Here is a 16,589-nt window from a genome sequence, read left to right as displayed (position 1 = left end):
TGATCTGTGACTTCATCTCAGGCGTCGGCGTCGATAACGGCGAGCGCCGCGTCGATGCCTTTGCCGACCGCGAGCTTTTCGCCCAAAGCATTCATCGCGCCGCCAAGTGCCGTCAGCGCCGCGATCGCATAGATCGGCTGGGCGGTCGGGCCCATATGGCCGATGCGCGTCAACTTGCCCAATGTCTCGCCCCGGCCCGACGAAAACACCACGCCGTAACGGGCGCGCGCAGCCTGGCGAAGCGCCTCCTCGTCGATGCCTTCGGGCGTCCGGACGGCAGTCGCGGTCGGCGATGCGATGATGTCGCTGGCCGCCCAGATCGACAGACCCATCGCGGCGACGCCGGCGCGCATGGCCTTGGCGGTGAGCGCGTGGCGCGCCCACACCGCCGCCGGTCCCTCATTGAGGTAGAGGTCGAGCGCGACGTCGAGCCCGTTCACTTCCGCGACAGACGGCGTGAACGGAAACGGCTTGTCCTTCGACCACGCATGCTCCCAATCGACGATGCTGAGCATCGACGCGCGCGGCGCCAGTGGATTGGCCTTCATTTTCGCCCAGGCCCGCTCGCTGACGCCCATCATCGTCAGCCCGGGAGGCGCGCCGAGGCATTTGTTCGGGCCGGTGACATAAATGTCGGCTCTGCAGTCCTCCGGATGCGTTTTCATGCCGCCGAAGGACGAAACGGCGTCGACGATCAGATAGGCACCATGCGCCGAAACCAGCGCGCCGATGGCGTCGATCGGGTTGATGGTGCCCGACGGCGTGTCGTGGTGGCAGACGGAAACGATGCTGATTTCCGGATGCGCTTCCAGCATTGCCGCAACCGCCTGTGGGTCGATCGCCTCGTTATAGGGCACCTCGATTTCGAGCAGATGCGGCGAATAGCGCTTCGCCCAATAACCAAACCCCTTGCCGTAGACTCCCGAGGCAAGGTTGAGCACGACGTCGTCGGGCGTGATCAGGGAGGCTGCCGCGGCCTCCAGGCCAAGAACCGGCTCGCCATGCAGAATGATCGGCTTGTTGGACAGCCGCATCGCCTTCTGCGCCTTGTCAACCACACGCTCGTATAAAAGCTGGAACGCCGGGTCGTAATCGTAGAGCACGGTGCGGCCGAGGCCGCGCAGCACGTCGGGATAGGCGTTCACCGGCCCGGCAGTAAGTGTGATGACCGGTTCGGCGTGTTCGAGATAGCGCATGGTCTTTTCTCCGCGTTGGCGGCGGTCAGCCGTAGAATTGCGTGCCGGTCCGATAGGTCTTGAAGTTTTCCATGTCGTGCGAATACATCAGCTCGGCCCCATAATCCTCGGCGAGCTTCTTCACCTTGCGCATCGAGTTGACACCCGCCACCGGGTCGATGTGGAAGGCCGCCTGGCACAGCGTTTCAAGGCTCTTCTGCGTGTAGGCCGCATCTATGGTGAACATGATCGGCTTGCGCTTGGGAAATTCGACCAGCAAGCTGTAATGGCCGATCGAATGACCGGGCGTCGAGATCAATTTGACCCCCCTTGCAAGCTCGACATCGCCGTCGATGCCCTCGAAGGTCGAGTTGGCCCGCGTCGTGCCCTCCAGCAATTGCGCGGTCGCGTCACGCGCTTCGGCAGCCTCCGCCGAAAAGCTCAGATCCGAATAGCCGAGGTGCTCGAAAGGCTGAGGATTGCAGGCCTGCGGCACCTCGGTGCGATGACAGATCTTCTTGGCATGCGGAAAATACTTGTTGCCGCCGCAATGGTCGAAGTGGAAATGCGAATTGACGACGACGTCGATATCCTTCGGCTCGAGGCCGAGCAGCGCCAGGGCGCCGGGAATGGTCTGGTGCTTTTCCTGGATCGGCTTTTCGAAAGGCAGCACCTTCATGACGTGATCGTAGTCGTAGCCGGTGTCGATGAGAAAGCGGCCCTCGGCATGCTCGATCAGGATCGAATAGACGGGAAAGCGCACTTCGCCGCCGGGGCCGCGATTCCAGAACACGTGATAGCCGTCGAGAACGAGCGAGCCACCATCGAGCAGGTAGACCTTGGTATCCGACATTTTGTTCTCCTCTGTTGGCGCGGGTCCCGTCCGCGCTTGAACCTGATCAGCGCACGCCGCGCTCGTATGGAATGCCGAGCGCGGCCGGCAGGCTGGCCCGCCGGCCGAACAGAACCAGCATGATCATCACCGCCAGGAACGGCAGCATCTGGATGACGTCGGTTGGTATGTTGATGCCGGCCACCTGCATGGCTGTCGTCAGCGACAGGCACACGCCGAACAACAAGGCACCGAACAGCACCCAGACCGGGCGACCACGCGCCAGCATGGCCAGCACGATGCCGAGAAAGCCCGCGCCATTGGTGATGAAAGGAATGAACAGACCGGCGCCGACATTGGCGAGAAAGCCGCCGCCAAGCCCTGCCAGCGCTCCAGTCGTCAGCACGGCGATGGCGCGGGTTCGTGCGACGTCGATGCCGGCGACGTCAAGGGCGGCCGGCTTGTCGCCCGCCGCCTGCAGGTTCAGGCCGAGTTGCGTGCGCCGATAGATGTAGCCCATGGCAAAAACCAGCGCGACCGCCAGGTAGACGATCAGATGCTGCCTGAACAGCGCCGGCCCGATCACCGGAATGTCCGACAGCAACGGGATGACGGTCACATCCACCGCTGGCAGGCGGGGATAGCTGCGCGAAAACTGGAAATGGTGGAGCAGCGCCGTCAGGCCTTCAAGTCCCAGGGTCAGCGCTATGCCGATGACGATCTGGTTCAACCCGATGCGCACGCAAAGCAGCGCCATGACCAGCGCCACCGCGATACCGCCGCCAGCGCCTGTGAGAAAGCCCAGCCACAGCGATCCGGAATAGAAGGCGCCGACGAAGCCGAGATAGGCGCCGGCCAGCATCATGCCTTCGATGCCGATGTTGAGCACGCCGGCCTTTTCGGACATCTGTTCGCCGAGGCCAGCCAGCAACAGCGGGATCGCCGCGGTGACGGCGCCAAACAAAAGCGCGCTGAGAAAGACTTCGCTGAACAGCCCGGTCATAACTTCAGGCCCTCCGCGACTGATTGTAGCGGTGATCGATGTATTCGGCGAGCGCGAGCACGATCAGCACGATGGAGACCAGCACCAGCGTGAAATGATTGGGCACGCCGAGGCGGCGGGCCGCGCTCTCGCCGCCGATCGACAGCACCGAAAGCAGGAACACGAAACCGATGGCGGCAAAGCCGTTCATGCGGGCGAGGAACACGACGGGAATGACCGCCAGCCCATAGGCGGGGTTCCAGTCGGCGCGGACGTTACCCTGGACGCCGAGGATATCGACAGCGCCGGCAAGTCCGGCCAGCCCGGCCGACATGGCGAAGACGGCAATGGTGAGCTTCGGCACGCCGAGCCCCGCATGGATGGCCGCGCGTGGGTTGGCCCCGACGATCCTCAGCTTCAGGCCGAAGGCCGTGCGCGTCATCACCAGATGTACGGTGATGATCGCCGCCAGTCCCAGAAGCAGGCCGCTGGTGATGGTCGTGTCGAGCAGGCGCGGCAGCCGGTCCTCGACCGGCAAGGTGCGGGTCTGCGGCACGGTCGTGCCCGGATCGCGAAACACCAGCTTGACCAGCACATTGGCGAGCGAGGTGCCCAGGAACGTCATCATCAGCGTGGTGATGATCTCGTTGACGCCCTGATAGGCCCGCAAAAGGGCCGGCACCAGCGACCAGAGCATCGCAACCGCCATGGCGATGACGAACGAGCAGATCAGCGCCAGCCAGGCAGGCATGACTTCCACGAAGAGCGGCGCGCTGGCGGCGGCCGTTACCGCGCCGAGCAGGAACTGGCCATCGCCGCCGAGATTCCACATGCCGGCGCGAAAGGCCACGATCAGGCCAGCCGCAAGAAACAGCAGCGGCGCCATGCGCGTCAGCGTCTGCTGGATGCCGAGCGGCGACAAAAGCCCTCTCTCGAGCACAAAGCCATAATAGGCAAGCGGGTCGACCCCGACGGCAAGCAGGATGCAGCCGGCGATGACAAGCGCGGCCAGTATAGGCCCGATGGTCATCAGCAGCCGATGCTGGATATCGCGGCGCGTCACCACAGCAGCCGTGGCATCGAGTGCGGTTGCGCCGGCGGCTGGGACGGTGTCGATGCTCATGCGGCAAGTCCGATCATCAAGCGACCGATCTTGGAGCGGGCATCGCCGACATTCTCGACCGTGCCGACCAGCGAGCCGTTCGAGATGACGGCGATGCGGTCGCACATGCTGAGCAACTCCTCCAGGTCGGTGGAGATGAGCAGAACGGCAAGGCCGCGAGCCGCCGTGTTGCGGATTCGCTGACGCGAAGCCAATGTGTTGGCGAGATCGAGCCCATAGGTCGGCTTGTTGAAGATCACCACTTTTGCGCCTTCGGCGAGTTCGCGCGCCAGCAGCACCTTCTGGATGTTGCCGCCGGAGAGCCGGGCGACCGGCGTTTTCAGGCTGGGCGTGCGCACGTCGTATTCGCGGACGAGCTGAGCGGCGCGCTTGTCGATTTCAGCGCGCTGCTCGACGCCGTTGCGCCAGAAGGGAGCGGCGCCGACCTGCTTGAGGAAGAAGTTGATCGAGACCGGAAAAGTCCCGACCGTGCCCTCGCCGAGCCGGTCGTCGGTCAGGTAGCGAAGGCCTCGCTCACGGCGTTCTCCGACGCTCAGCGCCTCGATGGGCGCGCCCTGCAGCCGCACCGAACCGCTCACCGTCGCCCGCTGGCCGGCCAGCGCTTCCGCCAGTTGCTTCTGGCCATTGCCGTCGATACCAGCGATGCCCAGCAGCTCGCCTGGACGGATGTCGAACGAAATCGACAACAGGCCCGGCGCGTCGTCTGTCGATGCGACCGCGAGTTCATGGACCTGAAGCAGCGGAGCCGCTCCGGCGTGAATGGTGCGAACCGGACGCTCGGACGCTTCCGGGTCGTCCTTCTGCTTGCCGAACATCAATTCGACGATCTCCGAAACGATCGCCTGCTCGCCTAGCGCGCGAAACCGCTCGGGAGGAATTTCGCCGACCTTGCGGCCGAGTTTCAGCACCGAGATTCGATCGCCAAAAGCCGCCGCCTCCTTGAGCTTATGGGTGATGAAGACGATCGCCAGCCCCTGCTCGACAAGGCGGCGCATCAGCGCGCCCAGCTCATCGATGCCCTTCGGCGTCAGCATCGAGGTCGACTCGTCGAGGATCAGAAGCCGGCTGTTGCGCACCATCGCGCGCAGGATCTCGACCTGCTGCTGTTCGCCGAGCGAGAGTTCCGACACCTTGGCATGCAGCTTGACCGTGATACCGAGCGCCCTGGTGATTTCGGCGACGCGCACTTCCAGCTCCTCGGTCTTGGGCCGCTGCCACCACGGGCCGCCGAGCAACAGGTTTTGCGCGACCGTCAGCGTCGGCACCAGCATCACGTGCTGGAATACGGTTCCGATGCCGAGCGCCAGCGCATGGCGCGGCGAGGTGATCGCGATAGGCTCGCCGTCGACCAGTATGCGGCCCTCGTCCGGCTGCTGCAGGCCGGACAGCATGCCGATCAAGGTGGATTTTCCGGCGCCGTTTTCACCGAGCAGCACATGCACTTCACCCGGACGGATCGCCAGATCGACGCTGTCGTTGGCGACGACGCCGGGAAACCGCTTGGTCACGCCTTCAAGCGCGACGATGTCGCGCTTGTCGACCGACAATGAGGTCGCACTACTCATGAAGCCAAGGCCTTGAAACATGAAATCGGTCCGGCGGGGTGAATTGTCACCCCTCCGGAAGTCTGCATTGAAGCGCCTTACTGGGCGACGCTGGTCATCAGCGCCCTGACTGCTGCTGCATCATAGACCGGATCGACCTTGGTCTTGCCGGAAACGATGTCCTCGCGCAGCGTCTGGATCTCCGCCCATACCTTGTCCGGGATCGCAGCGGTTTTCAGAAGCTTGACCGAATCGTCCTTGAGGCCGATCGAGTAGCTCTTGGTGCCGAACGTGTCGGCCTTGAGGTCGGCGATCATCGCCGCATAGACCGGCTCGATGTTCCAAACCACCGACGACAGCAGGAAGCCTTTGTCGATCGGCGTCTTGTCGCCGATGACGTCGATGAAATAGACCTTGCCGCCATCGCCGGCCTTGGTCGTCTCGACCGCCTGCAGCATGCCGAAGCTCGAGCCGTTGCCCTGGCCGAAGATGATGTCGGCGCCCGATGCGATCACGCTTTCGGTAACGCGCTTGCCGCCGGCCGCATCGCTGTAGGCGGCGGGTCCGATCACCGCATAGGTGACCTTGACGTCAGGGTTCTCGGCCTTCACACCTTGCGCGAATGCCGCCGACTGCGAGTTCCACGACGGAGGCTCGCCGGACACGACGATGCCGACCGACTTGGAACGCGACATCTTGGCGGCGAGACGGCCGGCAAGGTACGCACCTTCGTGACCGCTCAGCGTGTAGTCTGCGACGAGCCCCGCCTCCAGGCCGGTCGGCGTGTCGACGATCGCCACTGGCACCTTGGTTTCCTTGGCGATTTCGGGAGCCGCGGTGTTGTACCCGCTGGCATGGGCAATCAACAGGCTGGCGCCGTCGGCCGCCAGTTCCCGCAATGTCGGGCGCACGTCGCCATAGCCGAGCCCCTGCGCCGTCACTATCTCGACACCGGCAGCTTTCGCCGCTGCCTTGGCAGCGTCGATGCCTTGCTGGTTCCAACCATAATCGGTGCCTTCTTCCGGCGTCAGGATGGCAATGGACTTGACTTCGGCGGCAAGTGCTGCATTGCCCAGCAAGAGGCCGCTTAATATAACAGCGCTTACGCTGCCCTTCAGGAACTTAGACATGTTACCCTCTCTGTTCGGTTGACCCAAGATATTCTTATTGTTATTGCGCAAAAGCGAGGTAGATTGCCTGAACAATTCCACACGGAGTTCATGCAAGGTGGTTGTGCGATACATCCTTCCGACAATTCTGGCGTTCACGTCGTTCGCCAACGCGGTTGAATTGCGGCACATCACTGTGCGAACCGGCACCGACGGGCTCGATCCGGTGCCACTGACGATCTCGAACGCGGGGCGCGAGGCGCTTTCCTGCAACGCAGACTTCGCCCACTGGTATTCGGCCACGATCGCCACCGCGGCGCCTGGCAAGAGCGCCCGTGTCGAGCTGTGGTTCGATCCAGAAACCGGGACATTTGCGATCCTCAACGACAAGCGCGAAAACCTGCCCGTCGAGCGGCTGTGGTGCGGCCTTGCCAGACAGGCATACGCCACGCGCGTGCAAATCGCGCTCGACTGGACCAGTGCAAGAAAGCGGCAAATGGCCGTGACCTGCAGCAGAGCGGACGACAGGCTGGTCTGCCGGTAGACGCTCGCTTTTTGCCAGGTCAGACACCGCCCCCGACCTTCACTCTGCCGCCAGGAATTTGTCGGTGAAGACGTCGTCGGCCGACAGTGCCGTTTTGAGCACGCCCTGATCCGTCAGCGTCTTCAAGGTCTCTTCCCATTGGGTCTTCGTCATCCAGCCGAGGCCGTGTTCCTTCGTCGCCGGGCTGTTGAACGTCGAAGCGATGTCGGCCTTGAGCTGGGCCAGCAGCACATCCTTCTTTTCCGCATAGCCAGGAACGGCCTTGGCGGTGATCTCGGCAGCTTCTTCCGGATGGGCCGCGACATAGTCGAAAGCCTCCCTGTAGGCCTTCACGAAGCGGCGCACGACATCGGCATTGTCCTTGATCATCGCTTCAGAGGTGAACAGTCCCGAGCCATAGGCCTTCCAGCCGTGATCCGCGCCGAGCATGATGCTCAGCGACCCTGGGCCGCCAGCCTTGGCTTCAAGTTCTGGCACTTCGGCGTCGAGATAACCGACGACCGTCTGGACCCGTCCGAGCAGCAGGTAGCTTTCGTAAGGCGGCGAGACGCTGTTGAGCGTCATGTCCTTCTCACTCATGCCGTTGGCAGCCAGGAAGCCCCGGAAGAAAATGTAGGTGGAGCCCGCCGGGTGGATGCCGATGGTCAGGCCCTTGAGGTCTGAAGGCTTGGTCAGCTTAAGCGTCTTGGCGAGCGAAATAATGCCCAGCGGCGACTGCTGGTTGACCGCCGCGAGCGCCACGACGGGAACATTCTGCGACCTTGCCACGGCGAGCGTGGGAAGATCGCCGAAGCCGAATTCAGCGTTGCCGTTGCCCACCAGCCGCATGGCGTCAGGCGAGCCGGACCCTTTGCGGACCTCGCTCACATCGATGTCGTTCTTGGCGAAGAAGCCTTTTTCCATGCCGACAAAGAACATGGCGTGATTGCCGCGCACCACCCAGTCGAGCTGGACGTTGACCGTGTCCGCCGCCAGCGCCGCGTTCGAGACGCCAAGCGCGCCGACAAATGCCGCAAAGGTGGCCGCCTTGATAAGAGAGCGTCTCAGCATTGTCTGTTCCCTTGTTTGGTTGTTCGAAAGATCCTAGGCCTGGCTGAATTTCGGCGCCCACGGCACCACGACACGTTCAAGAATTTCGGCTGCGTAGTAGAAGGCGATGCCGAGCACTGAAACCAGCAGCAGCGCCGCGAAGACAAGGGCCGTGTCGAGCTGCGTCGACGCGAATTGGATGACGTAGCCGAGCCCGTCCGAGGCTCCGGCAAATTCGCCGACGATGGCGCCGATGACGCTCAGGGTCGCGGCGATCTTGGTCCCGGCCATCAGGCTCGGAAGCGAGTGGGGGACACGGATCCTGAACAGGATCTGGGTCGGGCTGGCGCCGACTGAATTCATCAGCGACAGAAGCGAACGGTCGACCGATTGCATGCCGGCCAGCATCGACAGCGTCACCGGGAAGAAGGCGATGACCAGAATCAGACCGATTTTGGGAGCGAGCCCATAACCGAACCAGAGGATGAAGATCGGCGCCAGCGCGACCTTCGGCACATTCTGGAACAGCACGACGAGCGGGTAGAGTGCGCGGCCCAGCCAATCGAAGCGCACGATGACGAGAGCAAGCGCAATGCCGACTATGACCGAGACAAGAAAGCCAAACAGGATTTCGCCTGCCGTGACCACCGTCGCCTGCATGAGAGTGCCCCACTGCGCGACCAGCGATTTTGCAATCTCGGATGGGGCAGGAACGATAAAGGAAGATATCGAGAATATCCGCACCGCCGCTTCCCACAACACGATCGTCACCAGCAGAAGGATAGCCGCCGGAAGCCAGCTGCTTGTGGCCGCGTCCCAGCCGGAAACCGGTTGCGGCGATGAGACATTCATGAGGGGTTGCCTGCTCACGTCGCGCCTCCGGGCTGATGACTGGAGCGCAGCATCGTTCGAAGCTGAAGCACCAGCCTGACGAACTCGGGGACTTCGGTCACGGAAGCGTCGCGCGGATAAGGCAGCGGAATGTCCAGGCTCTGGGTAATGCGTCCCGGTTTGATTCCCAGCACATGAACCTGGCGCGACAACTGAATGGCTTCGTCGATCGAATGCGTCACGAAGACGATCGTCTTGCCGGTCCGCTGCCAGATCTCCAGCAGCGACTGGCCCATCGAATCGCGGGTGATCGCGTCAAGGGCGCCAAACGGCTCGTCCATCAGCAAGACCGCCGGATCGAGCGCCAAAGCCCGGGCGATGGCAACCCGCTGCCGCATGCCGCCAGACAGTTCGTTTGGGCGCTTGTGGGCGGCATCGCCAAGTCCCACCAGGTCCAGCATTTCCTGTCCACGCGCCCGCAGCGCCGAGCGCGACATCGATTTGTCGGCGATGCCGAGCAGCATCGAGGCATTGTCGACGGCGTTTTTCCATGGCAGCAGATTGGCATCCTGAAAGACCAGACCGATCATCCGCTTGCGCGCCGCTTCGCCTGGCGAAACGCCGGCAACCGAGACGCTGCCGCTGCTCGGATTTACCAACCCAGCCAGCACTTTGAGCAGCGTACTCTTGCCGCAACCCGAAGGGCCGATCAGGGAAACGAACGAGCCTTGCGGAACTGCAAGGTCTATATCCCTGAGGATCAGCTGGCGATTCCGATCCGTGCCCATGACCACCGAAACGCCTTTGGCGGAAATGAGGTCGTCGTGGCGCATGTGGGTCGGTCGGCCGCCGGCGGGTCGAATGGTTTCAACCTGCATGGTCGATCACCCCATGCATCGTGATTGGCCGCAGCTGCGCTGTCTTGATGGCACAGTCCGCATGAACGGCCAACCGGGTGAAGTCCCCGGCATGGCCAGCCTCATGCCTAACTCGTGCCATCGGCTACTCCCGGCCCTCGAGGATGCGGCGCACCGCGACCAGCTTGCGCGCCCGTTCGCCTTGCAGCGCCCTTATCTGCTCGGGCGTATAGGAGAACATGCCCTCGCCCGACTTGATACCGAACTTCGATGCACCGGTCTTCTCCAGCACCATCGGCGCCACATCATCCCGATTGGAGAGATCGGCGTTCAGGAACGAAGAGACGGATTTGTAGATATCGAGGCCGGCCATATCGAGCAGCGCCATTGGCCCGATGACGGCGATCTTGTAGCCGATGCCCCAGGATACGCAGGTGTCGAGATCCTCCGGTTCGATGACGCCGCGCTCGACCAGATCCACCGCTTCACGCAGCAGTGCGTAAAGAACGCGATTTTCGACGAAGCCGGGAACGTCTTTCTTCACGACCACCGGCAACAGGCCAATCGAGCGGATCAGGTCGCGTATCGTCGCCACCGTTTCGGGCGCGGTCTTCTCGCCGCCGATCACCTCGATCATCGGAATGATGTGCGGCGGGTTCGACCAGTGCATGCCGACCATTCTCTCGGGGTGCGAGATATGGGCCTGCAGCTTGGTGATCGGAATACCCGACGTATCCGAGGCGACGATCACCGAAGGACCGATCAGCGGGTCGATGGCGCGATAGGTTTCGGCCTTGATGTCGATATTCTCAGGCACATTCTCGATGACCAGTTCCGCACCATCAACGGCCTCGGCGATAGTGCGGGCGAAGCGCACCGTGCCGGCGCCCGTTGCCGGCACCTTGATGTCGAGACGGTCCAGAACCCCGCCGGCGATGTCGAGCGTGCCGCGGGCGCGTTCGACCGCGACATCGGAAACATCGTACGCCGCCACGTCGAGCCCGCCGCGCGAAAGCCGCGCGGCGATGCCCGGACCCATCGTTCCCAGTCCGATGAGAGCGGCGCGCTTGATCATCATGCGGCCTTTGCGGGAGCCGCAGCGGTTGCCGCCTTGAAGGCTGGACGAGCGGCGATTGCGGCGACCCAGCGCTCGAGATTGGGCAGCGACGGCCGATCAATCTTGAAGTCGATGCAGCGTTTCAGGATCGGTGCGCAGGCGATGTCGGCAATGGTCAGCTTTCCCAGCGCCAGGAATTCCTTGCCGGCCAGATGCCCGTCGATGATCTTGAGCTGCGCCACCAGGTCCTTGACCTGTTCCTTGTATTCGGCGGTCTGTTCCTCTGGCGTCAGCTTGGCCCCCTTGAAGGCAGCCATATAGCCGGGATTGACCGCCGCCAGCAGAAAATCCATCCAGCGCTCGACCTCGGTCTTTTCCGCAGGGGTGGCGCCATTCAGCCGCTCACCGCCGGATGCCGCGAGATAGCGCAGGATGGTGTTGGACTCCCAGATCACGGTGTCGCCGTCGACCAGCGTCGGGACTTTCAACGTCGGATTAAGCGCCTTGTATTCGGCCGTCTGGGTGTTTTCGAACTGGCGGCCGTAATCTTCGCGCTTGTATGGCGCGCCAAGCTCTTCGAGCATGAAGAGCACCTTTTGAACGTTGCCCGATGTCTGGCGGCCTAAGAGCTTGTACATATCATCTCCTCGATTGTGGCCTACTTGCCGGCCGGCAGCGGCTTGTAGACGATAGCGTCCATTTCGATCTTGGTGTTGATGACGGCCTTTGCCTCCACCGTCGTGCGCGCCAGCACCGCGTCGCCGATCCCTTCGAGAAACGCCTTGTTGTAGCGGCCGAAGTCGCGCGTATCCTCGAGATAGGTGGTGATCCGCACGACATCGGAGAGCGTTGCCCCCTCATCGGCAATGACGCGCGCGATGGTCCTCAGCGTCGCCAGCGTCTCTTCCTCGATCGTGCCGCTGATCATGTTGTTGTTCTCGTCCTTCGGCACCTGGCCGGAGACGAAAATGAAATCGCCGGCACGCACCGCCGGATGAAACGGCAGGTTCGGATTCTTCTTGCCGATGGCGTAGTGGCTGGCGGATTTTCGCGTGCTGTCGCTCAACCTATCCCCCTAGAGAACGCTGGTTTCGATGATATCGACGCCACGGACGCGGTCGATAAGGTAGACGATGCCGCGATCGTCGATGGTGACGTCGTTGGAAGACGATCGCTCGGCGCCCTCAGGCGCATCGGGCACGAAATGGCCGACCTCCTTGGGTGCGAACGGGTCGGCGATGTCGACCAGCCGCAGCCCCTGGGCGAACCATGCAAACGGAATGATGGTGCCCTTGAACCGCTCGGAAGGCTGATGGCAGCCGGTCATTGGCGGTTGTGGTTCGCCATCCGGGTCGAGGCCAGGCACCTGGAAGGTCGAGATCGGCAGCGGCTTCGTTTCGTCGGTGATGTCGTAGATCCAGGTGAAGGCCGGCGGCGAAGGTCGGAGCTTGGCGACATCCTCGTCCGCCACCACCATGATGTTGCGGCCCTTGAGGGGCTGCGGGATCGGCAGGCATGTGTGCGTGGGATGCGGGAAGCTCGGGCTCGAATTGACATGCGAGACAAGCTTCGGCGTCGAAATGTCGGAAATGTCGAGGATGAACAGGCCGTGATGCCAGTAGCTGACATAGAGCCGGTCGCCCATGCGTAACGGATGGTGGCAGCGCGGCGTGACGTAATCATGCCACGGATACTCTTCGCCGCCGCCGGTCCATTGCCCCGGTATCCACCAGCGGCCGATTTCGACCGGATTTACCGGATCGATCAGGTCGAGGATCATCACGATGTTGCCGACATAGCCGTCGGCAGTCGGCGAGATATAGGCATAGCGGCCGTCATAGTCGTAGCGATGCACGCCATGGCCGCCGGTTATCCACTTCGAGATCAGCCTCGGCTCCGCCGGTCGGGTCGTGTCGTAGAGCGCCAGGCCACCGCCGAAATCGGCCGGGCCCGCATTGCCGAAGCGCTCGTGGTTGATGATCATCAGACCGTCCTGGGCGCGCACCTTGTGCGAGTGCCAGCCGGGCGGAACGTCGATCGTCGCGACCTTCTTGGGATTGCGCGGATCGGAAATGTCGACAAGCGTCGTGCCGCTCGGCGGACGCATGTGGCCGATATAGAGAATATTGCCGTCGACCCAGACCTGACCACCGCCGGGACAGTCGACATGGCCGATCTGCTTTGTGTTGAACGCCGAAACCAATGCATCCGCCCTTGCTGCTGAACCGTCTCGTTCTTTGTCCGCGCCACTATGGCGGCGCGGACGGTTTCCCCTGCAAACTAGACGATGCGGAGCAGATCGCCGGCCTGGTTGCGGCCCCAGCGCTTGTAGAGCAGCAGCGCCTTCTGTGTCGGCGCATCGGTCGCGCCGAAGAAGATGACCGGCTCGGTCGAGGAGCCATTGATATGCTCGACCCAGCAACCGCCCGGTATGGCGATCGTGTCGAACTGGTTCCAGTCGTAGCGCTTGCCGTCGATCATCGAATGGCCATTGCCGCGGAACGGCGCCAACAGCAGGCTGGCGGTCTCGCGCTGCGGCAGCGTTTTTTCGCCCGGCCGCAACATCTGCACGTAGAAGTTGATCGTGCGGAAGACCGGGCCGCCGGTGGTGGGGTCGACATAGTCGATGACGATGCCTTCATGCGGATCGCCGTCCCAATCCTTGTGCGCGTCGAGGATCGCTTCCATCTTTTCCCAGCGATAGACATACATCGGCGACGACAGGCCGCCGCCGCGCTTGTGGTCGACGAAGCGCGGCATCAGGCCGCCCTCGCCATAGATTCGCTGCGAATAATCGCTCGGAAAACGCGCGGTCTGCACCTTCTTCTCGACTTCCTTGCCGTCGACCATCTCGGTGTATTTGTGATCGAAATGCACGGCGTGCAGCGTCTCGACCAGCGGCAGGTCGAGGACCGAAAGGTTGACCGCCTGTTCGCCGCCGACCGTGCCGTGATTGTGCCAGGCGTCGTTCGGCGTCAGCACCATGTCGCCGGGGCCGAAAACCACGTCCTCGCCCTCGACGCCGGTAAAATTACCCTTGCCGGTCAGGCCAAAACGTATGGCGCTCGGCGAATGCTTGTGCGGCGGCATGATCTCGTCCGGATCATTCAGGCGGTAGGCGGTGTACATGGTGCTGACCGAGGCGCGCTTGGGCGCGAGCCCCGGATTGACCAGGATCAGCGACCGGCGCTCGCTGTCGTCCATGGTCACCAGTTCGGCGGCGCGCTGCAGCAGCGGCTCGATGTCGGCATAGGACCAGACGAAGGGGATCGCCTTCGACATCGCCATGAGCTGCTTGATCTCGTCGTGATCGACGCCTTCCGACGTCGCCCAGAACGGGAACATATTCTTTTCGTAGAGGGCGTCATAAAGGCCCTTCAGCGCGGCCTTCTTGTTGGTGACGGTAAGGTCTGTCGGTTGCGCCAAGGACATGTCTGACACCTCTCTTCACGAAGAAAACGCGTTTAACCAACTCAACCGTATTCGGATTGGTTTTGCTCGACAATCCCAAAATTGAGAATTTTAGAAATTTTTGGTTGAGCGCTTCTTTGAAAGCCGAATGACTCCAAAAAGGGCAAGAAAAGTCGAAAAGATGCGAGAATATGGCCGGTCCGGCGAATGCGGATTGTACCATTACGGCCGTGGCAATCGCTCGGCAGCCCAACCAACTCGAATTTTGTTTTCAACCAAAGGAATTTGGTTGAACACCGGGCGACAGCGATCAGGCCGCCATGCTTTGTTCAGCACGGCCGCGGATCAGGTCCGAGGCCTTTTCGGCGATCATGATGACCGCCGCATTGATGTTGCCGCAAATAAGGTCCGGCATCACGGAAGCATCCACTGCGCGAAGTCCGGCAACGCCGCGTACCCGCAGTTCGGGATCGACCACCGAGCCGGCATCGACACCCATGCGGCAGGTGCCGCCGGGATGATGTACGGTGATCGAGGTTTTGCGAATATGCTCATCGATCTCGTCGTCGCTCTGGCATTGCGAGCCCGGAAAGAACTCCGAGGCGATGAACGGCATCATCGACGGTTGCGCAGCGAGGTTGCGCGCGACGCGGAAGCCGGCGCGAAGCGACTGCCAGTCGCGCGGCGAAGACAGGAAATTCTGGTGGATCAGCGGCGCGGCCAATGGGTCGTTCGACGCCAGTTTCACGCTCCCCCTGCTCTCCGGCTGGACGGCGACGATGCGGGTCGCAAAGCCATCGGCGAAGGGCGCTTTGAATGGCGGCATGTAAGGCCATGCGGCAAGCGGCGCAGCCGTGAAAAGCAGCTGAACATCCGGCAACGGCCGGCTTGCATCGCTTTTCAGAAACGCCACGACCCCGCCGGGCACATCTCCCGAAAAGCCCTTTCCGGTAAAATAGGTCTTGACGAAATCCAGCCCGATACGATCGGCCCGCATCATCTTGAGGAATGGCCCCGGCTGCTTGCGCCGATACATCAGAATGACCGAGACATGGTCCTGCAGGTTCTTGCCGACCTGCGGACGGTCTACTTTCGTCTCGATACCATGCGCGGCGAGCTCGCCGCTATCGCCGATCCCCGACAGCATCAGCAACTGCGGCGTGTTGATGACGCCGCCGGCAAGCACGACCTCATGCCGCGCCAGCACCTGGTGGGTCGCGCCGCCCCTGGTGTAGGCGATGCCGATCGCTCGCCCGTCCTTCAGCATTATCCGCGTCGCCATCGCGCCGGTCAGCACCTTGACATTGCTGCGGCGCATGGCAGGACGCAGATAGGCCGACGCGGTCGAGCAGCGGCGACCGTTTGCGATCGTCATCTGCAGGCGGCCAAAGCCTTCCTGCACCGGGCCATTGTAATCGTCGGTCTGGGGATATCCGGCATCCCGGCTCGCCGTAGCGAAGGCATCGATCAGTTCGTCCTTGTAGCGGCAGAACTGCGTGTTCAGCGGCCCGCTGCCGCCGCGATAGTCGCTCTCGCCCTTTTCCCAGCGCTCCTGCTTCTTGAAATAGGGCAGCACCTTGTCGAATGACCAATCGGTGAGACCGCTGGCCGCCCAGCGATCGTAATCGCCGCGATTGCCGCGCACATAGGCCATGGCGTTGGTGGAGGAGGAGCCGCCGATGACCTTGCCGCGCGCACATTCGACCTTGCGTCCGCCGACATTGGCCTCGGGCTCGCAGAAATACATCCAGTCGTGACGGCGTTCGGTCAGGATCTTACCCCAGCCGAGCGGGATGTGGATCATCGGATCGCGATCCCAGTCGCCGGCTTCCAGGAGCAGCACGGAAACATCAGGATCTTCGCTCAGGCGGTTTGCAAGCACGCAGCCGGCCGACCCGGCGCCGACAATGACATAGTCGAATGTTTCCCCAAACGGCATGCACTGTCCTCGGGAGAAGACGGCCCCGCCGAGATGTGAGCCGTCAAAGAAACAACTGCGGCACTCAACCATCGCGCAACTGGTGTTGTCAACCATCGGACGCAGATGTAGATTGGTTGAGTTGGTTGAGTGCCGTGCCCATCGATTCCGTGTCAC

General features: G+C 62.4%; 16 protein-coding genes. 1 reads left to right on the top strand and 15 read right to left on the bottom strand.

All coding sequences use genetic code 11. The features are described 5' to 3' along the window. Window positions 1–17: 17 nt before the first annotated feature. From M727_RS0120150 to M727_RS0120125, 6 genes are all read right to left on the bottom strand, one after another. Window positions 18–1,196 (bottom strand): alanine--glyoxylate aminotransferase family protein, encoded by a 1,179-nt coding sequence (locus M727_RS0120150; protein WP_027154180.1) that lies wholly within the window; start codon window positions 1,194–1,196, stop codon window positions 18–20. Between the two features lie 25 nt (window positions 1,197–1,221). After that, window positions 1,222–2,028 (bottom strand): 4-pyridoxolactonase, encoded by an 807-nt coding sequence (locus M727_RS0120145; protein ID WP_027154179.1) that lies wholly within the window; start codon window positions 2,026–2,028, stop codon window positions 1,222–1,224. A 46-nt stretch (window positions 2,029–2,074) separates the two neighbouring features. Beyond that, complete coding sequence (locus M727_RS0120140; RefSeq protein ID WP_027154178.1) at window positions 2,075–3,010, bottom strand: ABC transporter permease; 936 nt, start codon at window positions 3,008–3,010, stop codon at window positions 2,075–2,077. A gap of 4 nt (window positions 3,011–3,014) precedes the next feature. Continuing rightward, window positions 3,015–4,112: an ABC transporter permease gene (locus M727_RS0120135; protein ID WP_027154177.1), complete on the bottom strand. Its 1,098-nt coding sequence runs from the start codon at window positions 4,110–4,112 to the stop codon at window positions 3,015–3,017. Then, a complete protein-coding gene (locus M727_RS0120130) occupies window positions 4,109–5,677 on the bottom strand; it encodes an ABC transporter ATP-binding protein (RefSeq protein WP_027154176.1) in 1,569 nt (522 codons plus the stop codon). Before M727_RS0120130 ends, M727_RS0120135 begins: the two co-directional genes overlap by 4 nt. 77 nt (window positions 5,678–5,754) lie before the next feature. Beyond that, window positions 5,755–6,786: a BMP family protein gene (locus M727_RS0120125; protein ID WP_027154175.1), complete on the bottom strand. Its 1,032-nt coding sequence runs from the start codon at window positions 6,784–6,786 to the stop codon at window positions 5,755–5,757. 97 nt (window positions 6,787–6,883) lie between these two features. Here M727_RS0120125 and M727_RS0120120 point away from each other — a divergent pair, with 97 nt between their 5' ends. Then, on the top strand, window positions 6,884–7,309 hold the full coding sequence (locus tag M727_RS0120120) for a hypothetical protein (protein ID WP_027154174.1): 426 nt from the start codon (window positions 6,884–6,886) through the stop codon (window positions 7,307–7,309). 39 nt (window positions 7,310–7,348) lie between these two features. Here the strand turns inward: M727_RS0120120 and M727_RS0120115 are convergent, their stop codons facing one another. From M727_RS0120115 to M727_RS0120075, 9 genes are all read right to left on the bottom strand, one after another. Beyond that, complete coding sequence (locus M727_RS0120115; protein ID WP_027154173.1) at window positions 7,349–8,359, bottom strand: ABC transporter substrate-binding protein; 1,011 nt, start codon at window positions 8,357–8,359, stop codon at window positions 7,349–7,351. A gap of 33 nt (window positions 8,360–8,392) precedes the next feature. Beyond that, on the bottom strand, window positions 8,393–9,208 hold the full coding sequence (locus tag M727_RS0120110) for an ABC transporter permease (RefSeq protein WP_027154172.1): 816 nt from the start codon (window positions 9,206–9,208) through the stop codon (window positions 8,393–8,395). Then, a complete protein-coding gene (locus M727_RS36890) occupies window positions 9,205–10,047 on the bottom strand; it encodes an ABC transporter ATP-binding protein (protein WP_027154171.1) in 843 nt (280 codons plus the stop codon). Before M727_RS36890 ends, M727_RS0120110 begins: the two co-directional genes overlap by 4 nt. Window positions 10,048–10,171: 124 nt before the next feature. Beyond that, on the bottom strand, window positions 10,172–11,101 hold the full coding sequence (fhmpcd1, locus tag M727_RS0120100) for a 5-formyl-3-hydroxy-2-methylpyridine 4-carboxylate 5-dehydrogenase (RefSeq protein ID WP_027154170.1): 930 nt from the start codon (window positions 11,099–11,101) through the stop codon (window positions 10,172–10,174). Then, on the bottom strand, window positions 11,101–11,721 hold the full coding sequence (locus tag M727_RS0120095) for a glutathione S-transferase family protein (RefSeq protein ID WP_027154169.1): 621 nt from the start codon (window positions 11,719–11,721) through the stop codon (window positions 11,101–11,103). Before M727_RS0120095 ends, fhmpcd1 begins: the two co-directional genes overlap by 1 nt. 20 nt (window positions 11,722–11,741) lie before the next feature. Next, window positions 11,742–12,149, bottom strand: coding sequence for a RidA family protein (locus M727_RS0120090; RefSeq protein WP_027154168.1), 408 nt, complete (start codon window positions 12,147–12,149; stop codon window positions 11,742–11,744). A 9-nt stretch (window positions 12,150–12,158) separates the two neighbouring features. Then, on the bottom strand, window positions 12,159–13,286 hold the full coding sequence (locus M727_RS0120085) for a hypothetical protein (protein WP_027154167.1): 1,128 nt from the start codon (window positions 13,284–13,286) through the stop codon (window positions 12,159–12,161). Between the two features lie 77 nt (window positions 13,287–13,363). Further along, window positions 13,364–14,515, bottom strand: a complete 1,152-nt coding sequence (locus M727_RS0120080) for a cupin domain-containing protein (protein ID WP_027154166.1) — start codon at window positions 14,513–14,515, stop codon at window positions 13,364–13,366. A 289-nt stretch (window positions 14,516–14,804) separates the two neighbouring features. Further along, complete coding sequence (locus M727_RS0120075; RefSeq protein ID WP_027154165.1) at window positions 14,805–16,433, bottom strand: choline dehydrogenase; 1,629 nt, start codon at window positions 16,431–16,433, stop codon at window positions 14,805–14,807. Window positions 16,434–16,589 lie beyond the last annotated feature (156 nt).

The organism is Mesorhizobium sp. WSM2561 (assembly GCF_000513915.1).
Taxonomy (GTDB): domain Bacteria; phylum Pseudomonadota; class Alphaproteobacteria; order Rhizobiales; family Rhizobiaceae; genus Mesorhizobium; species Mesorhizobium muleiense.
The sequence above is the reverse complement of the archived record's forward strand: the minus strand, read 5'-3'. Positions and strand labels throughout refer to the sequence as shown.